This window comes from Phycicoccus avicenniae (assembly GCF_018139485.1).
Taxonomy (GTDB): Bacteria; Actinomycetota; Actinomycetes; order Actinomycetales; family Dermatophilaceae; genus Phycicoccus; species Phycicoccus avicenniae.
Genome location: NZ_JAGSNF010000001.1, coordinates 127,835 through 140,412 on the forward strand (window position 1 = coordinate 127,835; position 12,578 = coordinate 140,412).

Below are 12,578 nucleotides of genomic sequence, written 5' to 3' on the forward strand. Positions count from 1 at the left end.
CGACGAGCGAGAGGAACCGGCGATGCGCGCAGTGGTGTGGAACGGGACGAAGGACGTCCGGGTCGAGGAGGTCCCCGACCCGCGGATCCAGGAGCCGGGTGACGCGGTCATCCGGGTGACGAGCACGAACATCTGCGGGTCCGACCTGCACCTCTACGAGCCGCTCGGGGCGTTCATGACCCCCGGGGACGTCCTGGGGCACGAGGCGATGGGGGTCGTCGAGGAGGTCGGTCCCGGCGTGGACGGCCTCGCCGTCGGGGACCGCGTCGTCGTGCCCTTCCAGGTCTGCTGCGGATCGTGCTGGATGTGCGAGCGCGGCCTGCAGAGCCAGTGCGAGCGCACGCAGAACACCGACCAGGGCACCGGCGCGACGCTGTTCGGCTACTCGCAGCTCTACGGCGCGCTGCCCGGTGGCCAGGCCGAGTACCTGCGGGTGCCGCACGCGTCGTACACCCACGTCCAGGTCCCGGACGGACCGGGGGACGAGCGCTTCGTCTACCTCTCCGACGTCCTGCCCACCGCGTGGCAGGCCGTCGCCTACTCGGGCGTGGGGCCGGGGGACACCCTCGTCGTCCTCGGGCTCGGCCCGATCGGGGACATGGCGTGCCGCATCGCGCAGCAGCAGGGCGTGGAGCGGGTGATCGGCGTGGACCGGGTCGACGCCCGGCTCGCCCGCGCCAGGGACCGGGGCGTCACGACGCTGGACCTGCGCGACGTCGACGAGGTCGGCGACGCGGTGCGGGACCTCACCGGGGGGCGCGGCGCGGACGGGGTCGTCGACGCCGTCGGGATGGAGGCCCACGGGTCCGGGGTCGCCAAGCTGTCGCACAAGATCGTCGAGGCGCTGCCGTCGGCGGTGACGAAGCCGGTGATGACGCGGATGGGCATCGACCGGCTCGCGGCCTTCTACACGGCGGTCGACGCCGTCCGCCGCGGCGGGACCGTGTCGCTGAGCGGGGTCTACGGTGGGATGACCGACCCGATGCCGATGATGACGCTCTTCGACAAGCAGGTGACGATGCGGATGGGCCAGGCGAACGTCAAGCGGTGGGTGCCGGACATCCTGCCGCTGCTCACCGACGAGGACCCGCTGGGCGTCGACGGCTTCGCGACGCACCGGCTCCCGCTCGACGCCGCCCCGGAGGCGTACGCGACGTTCCAGGCCAAGGAGGACGACATGGTCAAGGTCGTCCTCAAGCCCTGGGAGCGGGGTGACGCGGCCTGAGCACCGCCGACGGGCCCTCGACGACGTGCGACGCCGTCGTCGTCGGCGCCGGGCCCAACGGGCTCGTCGCCGCCACGGCGCTCGCCGACGCCGGGTGGGACGTCGTCCTCCTCGAGGCGCAGGACGAGGTCGGGGGAGCCGTGCGCAGCGCCGAGGTCACCGCCCCGGGGTTCGTCACGGACCTCTTCAGCGCCTTCTACCCCCTCGCCGCCGCGAGCCCCGTGATCCGTGGGCTCGACCTCGAGCAGCACGGCCTGCGGTGGTCCCGGGCGTCCGACCCGGTCGGGCACGCTCTGCCGGACGGGCGGGGCGCTGTCGTCCGGGCCGACGCGCAGGAGACCGCGGCGGGTCTCGACGCGGCCGCGCCCGGCGACGGCGCGGCCTGGCTCGCGATGGTGGAGCAGTGGTCGCGCGTGCGGGACCCGCTGCTCGACGCGCTCTTCACCCCCTTCCCCCCGGTGCGGGCGGCGACCCGGCTGCTCGCCCGGACCCGCACCCGCGGGGCGCTCGACCTGGCCCGGCTCGCCGCCCTGTCCGTGCGCCGCCTCGGCCACGAGCGGTTCGCGGGCGAGGAGGCGCGGGTGCTGCTCACGGGCAACGCCATGCACAGCGACCTGCCTCCGGACGGCGCGGGCAGCGCCCTCTACGGCTGGCTGCTCGCCATGCTCGCCCAGGACGTCGGGTTCCCCGTGCCCGAGGGCGGGGCCGGCGCCCTCGCCTCGGCCCTGCGACGCCGGGCCGAGGCCGCCGGGGTGCGGGTGCGGTGCTCTGCGCCGGTGTCCGAGGTGCTCGTCGAGCACGGGCGCGCGACCGGGGTGCGGACCGAGGACGGCTCGCGGGTCCGCGCCCGGCGCGGTGTGCTCGCGGACGTCCCCGCCCCCGTCCTCTACGGCGAGCTCCTGTCCGCGGTCGACCTCCCGCCGCTGCTGCGCTCCGACCTCGACCGCTTCCAGTGGGACCCGGCGACGCTCAAGGTGAACTGGGCCCTGGACGGCCCCGTCCCCTGGGTCGCCCCGGAGGTCCGTGGCGCGGGCACCGTCCACCTCGGCGCCGACGACGACGGGCTCGTCGACGTCGGGGCGGACCTGACGGTCGGCCGGATGCCGCGGCGGCCGTTCCTCCTCTTCGGCCAGATGACGACGGCCGACCCCCGCCGGTCCCCGGCCGGCACGGAGTCCGCGTGGGCCTACACGCACCTGCCCCGCGCGCTCGCGGGGGACGCCGACGCGGTCCACGAGCAGGTCGGCCGGGTCGAGGCGGCGGTGGAGGAGGTGGCGCCAGGGTTCCTCGGGGCCGTCGTCGGGCGGCACGTCCAGGACCCGTCGGCGCTCGAGGCGGGCGACCGCGCGCTGAGCCTCGGGGCGCTGAACGGGGGGACCGCCGCCCTGCACCAGCAGCTCGTCCTCCGGCCCACGCCGGGCCCGGGGCGCCCCGAGACGCCGGTGCCGGGCCTGTTCCTCGCCGGCTCCTCGGCGCACCCGGGCGGCGGGGTGCACGGGGCCTGCGGCTGGAACGCGGCGCTCGCCGCCCTGCGGCAGCGGGGCCCGCTCGGGACCGTCCGGGCGGCGCTCGCCCGGACCGTCTGGTCCCGGGTCCTCAGCGACCCTCGGTGAGTCGCTCCGCGGCGTCGGCCGGGGCGTCCTTCCCGTCGGCGTCCTGCTCGCGCTGACGTCCCTCGGCGAGCAGCCCGAGGCGCCGCAGCGTCTCGCGATTCCGCGGCAGGATCGCCAGCTGGCGCAGCGGCAGCGGGACGAGGCGCCCCGGTCCGGTCGCGGCGTCCTCGCCGATCGAGACGGTGCAGGTGCGCGGTCCGTCCGGGACGACGTCGATCTCCACCGTCGCCTCGCCCGCCGGCCAGCCCCGCGCCCGCAGGACGAGGTGGTGCGGCGGGTGTGCCTCCTCGGCGACCGTGACGTCGGAGAGCATCGCCGGCCAGGGACCGACGCTGTGGTGCACCCGGCTCTCCGCGTTCGGCCAGCCGGCGTCGACCTCGCGGACCCGGGCCGCGCCGACAACCCACGTCGAGTACTGCCAGCCGTCGGCGAGCACCTCCCAGACGGTCTCCGCGGACGCGGCGACGGTGCGGGACACGCGCGGACGGTGCAGTCGGCGGCGCTCGGACACGGGGTCCTCCGGGGGGTCGGACGGGGCGGGGTGGCGGGGCTCGTGCACGTTGCCGGGCGACGGGTCCAGGCCGGACCACGGGGTGAGCCCGAGGGCGCGCATGAGCGGGGTGACGAGGACGTCGTAGACGGGGGGCAGCAGACGGAAGCCCGTGATGGCGAGGGCGTTCGCGGGGCCGACGTGGGTCTGGCGCCGGGGGTGGCGCAGGACGTGGACGACCCGCCGGGCGACGGCGTCGGCGGACCGGACCGGTGGGGGCGGCGACCCGTGGCGGCCCATGACCGTCGCGGCCTGGCGGTAGACCGGCGTGTCGATGCCTCCGGGGGAGACGAGCGAGACGGACGTGCCGGCACGGTCGCGCGTCTCGATCTGCAGCGTGCGCACGAGTCCGTGCACGGCCCACTTCGAGAGCACGTAGCCGCTCATGTACGGCGTCGCGATCTGGCCGAGGAGCGACCCGACGACGACGAGGTGACCGCCGCCCTCGCGGCGGAACGCCCGCAGCGCGGCCCGGCACACGGAGACGGTGCCGAGGACCCCGGCGGCGACGACCTCGTCCATCACCTCGTCGGGGACCTCGTCGAAGGGCCCGTAGGCGACGACCGCGGCGCTGTGCACGACGGCCAGCCCGTCCCCGAACCGGCGGGCGGCGTCGTCGACGACCTCGCGGACCCGGGCGTCGTCGCGGACGTCGAGCGTCGCAACGTCCGCCTCACCACCCCGGTCGCGGCACGCGTCGGCGACCGCGGCCAGGGCGTCCTCGTCGCGTCCTGCGAGCACGAGGGGCACGCCCTCGCCCGCGAGGCGCAGCGCGGTGGCGCGGCCGATACCGCTGGAGGCGCCGAGGACGAGGGCGCCGCGGGCCGGTGGGGTGTGTCGCTCCATGGGGTCCGGATACCCCGGCCTGCGGTCGGTCATCCCCCCGGGACACGAGAAGGGCCGGAGGCGAACCTCCGGCCCTTCTCGTGACTGGGCGACCCCGACGGGACTCGAACCCGCGACCTCCGCCGTGACAGGGCGGCGCGCTAACCAACTGCGCTACGGGGCCTTGGCTGGTGCAAGACCGTATCCCCAACGGGATTCGAACCCGTGCTACCGCCGTGAAAGGGCGGGGTCCTGGGCCGCTAGACGATGGGGACCCGACTCTCGTCGGACCCTCCGTCGTCACGCTGACCGGCGTTCGGATCCGTCGAGGACTCCGAAAGCATAGGGGAGAGGTGCGCGCGTCACCAAAACGGGTCGGTCGTGCCGCTCAGAGGGGTGGTGCAGGCCGGTCAGGCCGGGGCCGCCCACTCCCGGACGCGGTCGACGTCCCACGTCGTGACGACGCGCTCTGCCGGGACGCCGAGCCGCTCCGCGCGCTCGCAGCCGTAGGCCTTCATGTCGAGCTGGCCGGGGGCATGGGCGTCGGAGTCGATGCTGAAGAGGCAGCCGATCTCGAGCGCGAGGGTCACGAGCTCGTCCGGGGGGTCGCAGCGCTCGGGGCGGCTGTTGATCTCGACGGCGGTGTCGTGCTCGGCGCACGCCTCGAAGACGGCGCGGGCGTCGAACTCGGACTGCGGCCGGGTGCCCCGGGAGCCCTCGACGAGCCGGCCGGTGCAGTGCCCGAGGACGTTGACCCGCGGATTCGAGACGGCGGCGACCATCCGGCGGGTCATCGGCTCGGCGTTCATCCGCAGCTTGCTGTGGACCGAGGCGGTGACGAGGTCGAGGCGGCCGAGCATCTCGTCGGTCTGGTCGAGCGAGCCGTCGTCGAGGATGTCGACCTCGATGCCCTTGAGGACGGTGATGTGCCCCGCGAGCGACCGGTTGACGCCGTCGACGACCTTCAGCTGCTGGCGCAGCCGCTCGACCGACAGCCCGTTCGCGACCCGCAGCTGCGGGCTGTGGTCGGTGAGCACCATCCAGTCGTGGCCGGTCTCGACGGCGGTGAGGACCATCTCGTCGACGGGGGACCCGCCGTCGCTCCAGTCGGAGTGCAGGTGGCAGTCGCCGCGCAGCGCCGCGTAGAGGTCCTCGCCGCCGTCGACGAGCGGACCGCCCGCCCTTTCCTGCAGCGAGGCGAGGTAGTCGGGGACGTCGCCGGCGAGGGCCTCGGCGATGACGCCCGACGTCGACTTCCCGATGCCGGGGATCTCCTGGAGGGTCCCGGCGTCGGCCCGCTCGCGCAGCTCGTCCTCGTCGACCTCGCGGAGGGTCTTCACGGCCTTGCGGAACGCCTCGACGCGGTAGGTCCCGGCCCGGGTGCGCTCGAGGAGGAAGGCGATCCGGCGCAGCGCGTCGACCGGCTCGACCGGGGCGGTGAGGGGCGTCAGCAGCGCGACCATGGCTCGATGCTGGCACAGCCGCCCGTCACCGTCCCCCTGCTGCCGCCACTGCCCGCTGCGATCTCGCTGGGTCGGTGCGATCCCGCCGGCCCACCGCGACCCCGCGCGGTCGGTGCGCCATGGAGCACCGACCGAGCGAGCGCGCACCGGGCGAGCGAGGCTCACGGGGACGCGAGCACGGAGCGCCCCGTCGCTCAGGTGACGATCTCGCGCAGGCCGGTGAGGAGGCGGTCGACGTCGTTTTCGCTCGTGTAGGGCGCCAGACCGACTCGAACGCCGCCGGCGTCGCCGAGCCCCAGTCGGCGGGACGCCTCGAGCGCGTAGAAGTGGCTCGCGGGGGCGTTGACGCCGCGCTCGGCGAGCGCGCGGTACACGTCCCCGGGCTCGCGGCCGTCGACGGTGAAGAGCAGGGTCGGGGTGCGGCGCCCGGCGTTGGAGTACACCGTGACGCCCGGCAGCGCCCGCAGCTCCGGCTCGAGCCGGGCGAGCAGCCCCTCCTCGTGCGCGCCGAGCTCCGCCATGGACGCGGTGAGCCGGCGCCGACGGTCCTCCGGCGTCACGGGGCGGTCGAGGTCGCCGATCCCGGCGAGGAAGTCGACGGCGGCGGTGACGCCGGCCATGAGCTCGTAGGGCAGGGTGCCGAGCTCGAAGCGCTCGGGGACGGCGTCGGAGGACGGGGCGAGCTTGTCCGGGCGCAGGGTCTCGAGCAGCTCCGGGTCGGCGGCGAGGACCCCGCAGTGCGGTCCGAGGAACTTGTACGGCGAGCACGTCCAGACGTCGGCGCCGAGCGAGTCGACGTCGACGAGGGCGTGCGGCGTCGCGTGCACCCCGTCGACCCAGTGCAACGCGCCGACGGCGTGGACGGCGTCGCTGATCTTGCGGGTCTGCGGGCGGGTGCCGATGAGGTTCGACGCGGCCGTCGTCGCGACGAGCCGGGTGCGGTCGGTGAGGACCGCCTCGACGTCCTCGGCCATGAGCTCGCCGGTCGTCGGGTCGAAGTCGACCCAGCGGACGGTGGCACCGCCGGCCTCGGCGACCTGAACCCAGGGCCGGATGTTGCTGTCGTGGTCGAGCCGGGTCACGACGACCTCGTCGCCCGGCCCCCACGTCTTCCCGAGCGCCCGGGCGACCTCGTACGTGAGCGCCGTCGCACTGCGCCCGAAGACGACGCCACGTGGGTCCGCGGCGAGGAGGTCGGCGAGGGCCTGGCGGCACGCCGCGACGACGTCGGCCGAGCGACGCTCGGCGGCGGTGACGGTACCCCGGTTGCTGATCGCCGAGGTGAGCGTGGCGGCGACGGCCTCACCGACGACGTCCGGCACCTGGCTGCCGCCGGGGCCGTCGAAGTGCGCGGCGGCGTCGGGACCCGTGAGGGAGGGGAAGTGCGACCGGATGCGTGCGACGTCGTAGGCCATGCCCCATGCCTACCAGGAGGTGTGCAGCGGCCGACCCTCGGCGAACCCGGCGGTCGACTGGATGCCGACGGTGGCCCGCTCGTGGAACTCCTCGAGCGTCCCGGCGCCGGCGTACGTGCACGAGCTGCGCAGCCCGGCGACGATCTGGTCGATGACGTCCTCGACGCTCGGCCGGGCGGGGTCGACGTACATCCGCGCGCTGCTGATGCCCTCCTCGAAGAGCGCCTTGCGGGCCCGGTCATAGGCGCTGTCGGCGGCCGTGCGGTTGCGGACGGCGCGGGCCGAGGCCATCCCGAAGGACTCCTTGTACTGCCGGCCCTGCTCGTCCGTCGCGAGGTCGCCGGGCGACTCCAGCGTCCCGGCGAACCACGAGCCGACCATGACGTTCGAGGCGCCCGCGGCGAGCGCGAGGGCGACGTCGCGGGGGTGGCGGACCCCGCCGTCGGCCCAGACGTGCTTGCCGAGCGCCCGCGCGGCGGCGGCGCACTCGAGGACGGCCGAGAACTGCGGGCGGCCGACGGCGGTCATCATCCGCGTCGTGCACATCGCGCCCGGGCCGACCCCGACCTTGACGATGTCGGCGCCGGCCTCGACGAGGTCTCGGGTGCCGGCGGCGGAGACGACGTTGCCCGCGACGAGGGGGACGCCGAGGTCGAGGGCGCGGAGCTCGCGCAGCACCTCGAGCATCTTCTCCTGGTGGCCGTGGGCGGTGTCGACGACGAGGACGTCGGCGCCGGCCTCCGCGAGCGCCCGGGCCTTACCGGCGACGTCGCCGTTGATGCCGACGGCCGCGGCCACCCGCAGGCGTCCGGCGTCGTCGACGGCGGGGGAGTAGAGGCTCGTCCGCAGGGCGCCGGCCCGGGTGAGCAGGCCGACGAGGCGGCCGTCGGGGTCGACGACGGGGGCGAGGCGCCGGCGGGCGTGGGAGAGGACGTCGAACGCCTTCTCGACGTCGACGCCGTCGTCGAGCGTCACCATCTCGCGGACCATGACGTCGGACAGCTGGGTGAACCGGTCGACGCCGGTGATGTCGGACTCGGTGACGACGCCGACGGGGCGCTCGCCCTCGACGACGACGGCGGCACCGTGGGCGCGCTTGTGGAGCAGGACGAGCGCCTCGCCGGCGGTCGTCGTCGGGGAGACGACGATCGGGGTGTCGTAGACGAGGTGGCGCGACTTCTGCCAGGCGATGACCTCGGCGACGACGTCGACGGGGATGTCCTGCGGCAGGACGGTGAGACCGCCGCGGCGGGCGGTCGTCTCGGCCATCCGGCGGCCGGCGATCGCCGTCATGTTCGCGACGACGAGCGGGATCGTCGTCCCGGTGCCGTCGGTCGTCGACAGGTCGACGTCGAGCCGGCTCGTCACCGCCGAGCGGTTCGGCACCATGAAGACGTCGTCGTACGTGAGGTCGTGCTGCGGGCTCAGGCCGTCGAGGAAGTGCACCCCTCCAGGGTAGGCGTCGCGAACCGACGCCCGTCGAGACAAGGGTTCGTCCGTCGACACACGACATCCGATCTCTTGCTTCACCGGACATTTCGGGGTGACCCCGAAAAGCGGAGGCGCACGGTGCGGCAGGATCGGGCGGGTGAGTCTCCTGGCGCCGACCCCTGCCGACGAGCGCCGCCGTGTCGGCCTGCGGCGGATGCGGACGGTCGCCCTGTCGCTCCTCCTGCTCGCCGCGGCCGTCTTCCTCGCGACGCTGCGCCTGGACCACGACGGCCCGTGGGGCTACGTCAACACGGCGGCCGAGGCGGCGATGGTCGGGGCGCTCGCCGACTGGTTCGCCGTCACCGCCCTCTTCCGGCACCCCCTCGGGCTGCCGATCCCGCACACCGCGATCATCCCGCGCCGCAAGAACGAGATCGGCCGCGGCCTCCAGGACTTCGTCACCGACAACTTCCTCACCGAGGAGATCGCCCGTGAACGGCTCGCCGCGGCCCACGTCAGCGAGCGGGTCGGCCGCTGGCTCGGCGTCGCCCGCCACCGCCGCCGGGTCCTCACCGAGGTCGTCCGGGTCGCCCGCGCCGGGCTCGGCCGGCTCGATGAGGGCCAGGTCCGCGAGCTCGTCGAGGACTTCCTCGTCCCCCGCCTGGTCCGCGAGCCGGTGAGCCCGATCGCCGGCGCTCTCCTCGAGGGGGTCGTCGCCGAGCGGACCCACCACGGGCTCGTCGACCTCGGCCTCGAGGAGCTGCACGACTGGCTGCGCGAGCACCCCGGCACCTACGCCGAGGTCCTCGGCTCGCGCGCCCCGTGGTGGAGCCCGCCGTGGCTCGACGACCGCGTCATCGGCTGGACCTACGAGCAGGTCCTCGCCTTCCTCCTCGAGATCCGCCGCGACCCCGCCCACCCGGCGCGGCTCGCCCTCGACGACCTCCTGCGCCGCCTCGCCGACGACCTCCAGCACGACCCGGACGTCATGGCCCGCGCCGAGTCCCTCAAAGAACGGCTGCTCACCCACCCGCAGGCCGCCGAGACCGCCGTCGGCCTGTGGCGCTCGTTCCGCACCGCCCTCGAGACGGCGATGGACGACGAGGGGTCCTACTTCCACACCCGCGGCGACGAGCTGCTCCAGCACCTCGGCCGGCGGCTCACCGACGACCCGGTGTGGCAGGAGCGGGTCGAGGCCCGGCTCGGGGAGGCCGTCTCGTTCGTCGTCACGACCTACGGCAGCGAGGTCGCCGAGGTCATCTCCGTGACCGTCGACCGCTGGGACGGCCGGGAGGCGGCGTCCCGCATCGAGCTGCACGTCGGCCGCGACCTGCAGTTCATCCGGATCAACGGCACCGTCGTCGGAGCGCTCGCCGGGCTCGTCATCCACGGCGTCGCCCAGGTCCTCTCCTGAGCCGCTGCTGCGCCCGTACGCTCGAGCCATGACGACCGGAGCCACCCGTCCGAGCACCGACCGCCCGCGCACGGGCCCCCGGCAGGTCGCCGTCGTCCTCGGCCTCACCGCGCTCGTCTTCGGCGTCCTCGACGCGCTGTGGCTCGGCGTCGTCTCCCGCGACCTCTACGAGCAGCAGATCGGCCACCTCCTCGCCGAGCGGGCGAACGTCGGCGCCGCGGCCGCGTTCTACGTCGTCTACGTCCTCGGGCTCACGCACTTCGTTGTCCGGCCGAGCCTGGACCGCGCGCTGGGCCGTTCGCTCGTCGACGCCGCAGCGTTCGGGCTCGTGACGTACGCGACGTTCGACCTCACGACGATGGCGGTGATGCGCGACGTGCCGCTCGTCGTCGTGCTCGTCGACCTCGCCTGGGGCGCGGCGGTCTGCACCGCGACGACCGCGGCCGTCGTCACCGTCCTGCGCCGCCGCTCCCGCTGACCGTCAGGCCGAGGCGCCCTGCGTCCTCTGCTTCTTCGGCGGCAGCGGGAAGAACATGCTCGTCCGCTCCATGTACTCCGGGTAGCCGGGGCGCTTGGCCATCTCGGACTCGAGCAGTCGGGCGCCGGTCGCGAACGCGAGGAAGTACGTCATGACGACCGGCGACAGCACCGTGAGCACCCCGGGCCACGCCCCGGCGGCGACGACCCACATGCCCCACCAGACGGCGGAGTCCCCGAAGTAGTTGGGGTGGCGGGTGTAGCGCCACAGCCCCCGGTCCATGACCTTGCCCTTGTTCTCCGGGTCGGCCTTGAACGCCGTGAGCTGGGCGTCGCCGACGGCCTCGAAGGTCACGCCGACGAGGTAGACGACCACCCCGAGGGCGGCGACCCAGCCGAGCGCGGAGTCGGTGGCCGCCGCGACCTGCAGGGGGAGCGAGACGAACCACGCCGCGACGCCCTGGGTGCCGAACACCCGGACGAGCGCGTACCGGAAGCGTCGCTCTTCGGGCACCGCCGACAGCATCTTCTCGTAGCGGGGGTCCTCCCCCTGACCGAGCGCCCGGCCGCGGATGTGCCACGCGAGCCGCCCGCCCCACGCCGTGACGAGCAGCGCGAGCAGCAGGGAGCGCCCGGACTGCTGCCCCAGCAGGTAGGCGACCCACCCGATGAGGACGAAGACGAGCCCCCACGTGACGTCGACGACCGCGACCTTGCCGGCGCGCTTCGCGACGACTGCCGTGACGGCCATCGCGACGAGCGACGCGAGCGCCGACCCGAGGAGGACGACACCGAGCGTGCCGAGCGAGAACCCCTCGCCCATCAGCGGACCGGGTCCGTGACGACGGGCTCGCCGCCGGGGCGGCGCAGGAGCAGCTGGTCGACGCCCATCCGGTTGTCCCGGAAGGCCTGCGAGCCGCCGACGAGGTAGAGCCGCCACACCCGGGCGCCCTCCTCGCCGATGAGCTCGACGGCACGGTCCCACTGCTCCTCGAGCGTGCGGTGCCACGCGTCGACCGTCCACACGTAGTGCTCGCGCAGGGCGTGCACGCCGCGCACCTCGAGTCCGGCGTCCTGGAGGAAGTTCAGGGTGTCGCCGACGGGCCGCATCGTCATGTCCGGGGCGATGAACTGCTCGATGAACGGGCCGCCGCCGGGGTGGACGCCGCGGCGCGACATCTGCTGGACGAGGACGTATCCGCCCGGCGTGACCGACCGGTGCAGCATCGCGGCGTAGGTGTCGTAGTTCTTCTCGCCGACGTGCTCGCCCATCTCGAGCGAGGCGACGGCGTCGAACGGCTCGTCCCGCACCTCGCGGTAGTCCTGGAGCCGGATCTCGACGCGGTCCTGCAGCCCGCGCTCGCGGATCCGGGCGTCGATGAACGCCTTCTGCTCGGCCGCGATCGTCACCCCGGTGACCTGCGCGCCGAAGTGCTCGGCGGCGTAGAGGGACAGCGAGCCCCAACCGCAGCCGACGTCGAGGAACCGCGAGCCCTCGGTGAGCCCGACCTTGCGGCAGACGAGGTCGAGCTTGGCGGCCTGAGCCGCCTGGAGGGGCATGTCGGGACCGTCGACGTAGTACGCCGACGAGTACGCCATGTGCGGGTCGAGGAGGAACTCGTAGAACTCGTTCGAGAGGTCGTAGTGGTGGCTGATCGACGCGCGGTCCCGGGCGAGGGAGTGCAACCGCCCCTTGATGACCGCCTGCGTCGCCGGCGGGGCCGGCGGCCGGGCGAGGGCCCCTGTGTCCTTGGCGAGCCGGACGAGGTCGGGCAGCAGCCGGGCGACCCGGGCCGGGGTGAGCCGGGGGATCTCGCGGGCGGCGACGGTCGCCCGGACGAGGTCGAGGGCCTCACCGACGTCACCGTGCACCTCGAGCTCACCGGTGACGTAGGCCTGGGCGGCGCCGAGCTCGCCCGGGGCCCAGAGCATCCGGGTCAGCGCCCGCGGCGTGCGCAGCTCGACGACCATGCCGTCCACGGGCCCGGCCTCGGACCCGTCCCACGCCCGCAGCCGCACGGGCAGCGCGCCGGCGAGGAGCGGGCGCAGCGCCGCCTCGATGCGGGCCGCGACACCGCCCGCCGGCTGGTCGGTCGAGGGGCGGGCGGCATCGGTCAGCGTCACGAGAGCTCCTGGGTGCGGGGCGGAGGGCGGCCGGTGGCCGC

At 74.6% G+C, this 12,578-nt stretch carries 10 protein-coding genes and 2 tRNA genes; 4 read left to right on the top strand and 8 right to left on the bottom strand.

Annotated elements, in window-relative coordinates; all coding sequences use genetic code 11:
* Positions 1–22: 22 nt before the first annotated feature.
* Both KC207_RS00585 and KC207_RS00590 read left to right on the top strand, forming a co-directional pair.
* Positions 23–1,225, top strand: coding sequence for a zinc-dependent alcohol dehydrogenase (locus tag KC207_RS00585; RefSeq protein ID WP_211600959.1), 1,203 nt, complete (start codon positions 23–25; stop codon positions 1,223–1,225).
* Positions 1,222–2,838, top strand: a complete 1,617-nt coding sequence (locus KC207_RS00590; protein ID WP_211601165.1) for a phytoene desaturase family protein — start codon at positions 1,222–1,224, stop codon at positions 2,836–2,838. The genes KC207_RS00585 and KC207_RS00590 overlap by 4 nt, the downstream gene beginning before the upstream one ends.
* On the opposite strand, the gene KC207_RS00595 is transcribed toward KC207_RS00590, so the two are convergent.
* From KC207_RS00595 to KC207_RS00620, 6 genes are all read right to left on the bottom strand, one after another.
* Positions 2,822–4,234, bottom strand: coding sequence for an SDR family NAD(P)-dependent oxidoreductase (locus KC207_RS00595; RefSeq protein ID WP_211600960.1), 1,413 nt, complete (start codon positions 4,232–4,234; stop codon positions 2,822–2,824). The two genes, KC207_RS00590 and KC207_RS00595, sit on opposite strands and share 17 nt — an antisense overlap.
* Before the next feature lie 89 nt (positions 4,235–4,323).
* Positions 4,324–4,397, bottom strand: a tRNA-Asp gene (locus KC207_RS00600).
* An 18-nt stretch (positions 4,398–4,415) separates the two neighbouring features.
* A tRNA-Glu gene (locus tag KC207_RS00605) sits at positions 4,416–4,488 on the bottom strand.
* A 135-nt stretch (positions 4,489–4,623) separates the two neighbouring features.
* Positions 4,624–5,676, bottom strand: a complete 1,053-nt coding sequence (locus tag KC207_RS00610; RefSeq protein ID WP_211600961.1) for a PHP domain-containing protein — start codon at positions 5,674–5,676, stop codon at positions 4,624–4,626.
* A 194-nt stretch (positions 5,677–5,870) separates the two neighbouring features.
* Positions 5,871–7,091 (bottom strand): cysteine desulfurase-like protein, encoded by a 1,221-nt coding sequence (locus tag KC207_RS00615; RefSeq protein ID WP_211600962.1) that lies wholly within the window; start codon positions 7,089–7,091, stop codon positions 5,871–5,873.
* 9 nt (positions 7,092–7,100) lie between these two features.
* A complete protein-coding gene (locus KC207_RS00620) occupies positions 7,101–8,537 on the bottom strand; it encodes a GuaB1 family IMP dehydrogenase-related protein (protein ID WP_211600963.1) in 1,437 nt (478 codons plus the stop codon).
* Positions 8,538–8,679: 142 nt separating this feature from the next.
* On the opposite strand from KC207_RS00620, the gene KC207_RS00625 reads away from it, so the two are divergent.
* Together KC207_RS00625 and KC207_RS00630 are read left to right on the top strand one after the other, a co-directional pair.
* Positions 8,680–9,936: a DUF445 domain-containing protein gene (locus tag KC207_RS00625; protein WP_249138461.1), complete on the top strand. Its 1,257-nt coding sequence runs from the start codon at positions 8,680–8,682 to the stop codon at positions 9,934–9,936.
* 28 nt (positions 9,937–9,964) lie between these two features.
* A complete protein-coding gene (locus KC207_RS00630) occupies positions 9,965–10,414 on the top strand; it encodes a DUF2177 family protein (RefSeq protein ID WP_211600964.1) in 450 nt (149 codons plus the stop codon).
* A 3-nt stretch (positions 10,415–10,417) separates the two neighbouring features.
* Here the strand turns inward: KC207_RS00630 and KC207_RS00635 are convergent, their stop codons facing one another.
* Together KC207_RS00635 and KC207_RS00640 are read right to left on the bottom strand one after the other, a co-directional pair.
* Positions 10,418–11,236, bottom strand: a complete 819-nt coding sequence (locus tag KC207_RS00635; RefSeq protein ID WP_211600965.1) for a DUF1295 domain-containing protein — start codon at positions 11,234–11,236, stop codon at positions 10,418–10,420.
* Positions 11,236–12,537 carry an SAM-dependent methyltransferase gene (locus KC207_RS00640; protein WP_249138462.1) on the bottom strand — a complete coding sequence of 434 codons (1,302 nt, stop codon included), beginning with the start codon at positions 12,535–12,537 and terminating at the stop codon, positions 11,236–11,238. The genes KC207_RS00635 and KC207_RS00640 overlap by 1 nt, the downstream gene beginning before the upstream one ends.
* Positions 12,538–12,578: the final 41 nt, after the last annotated feature.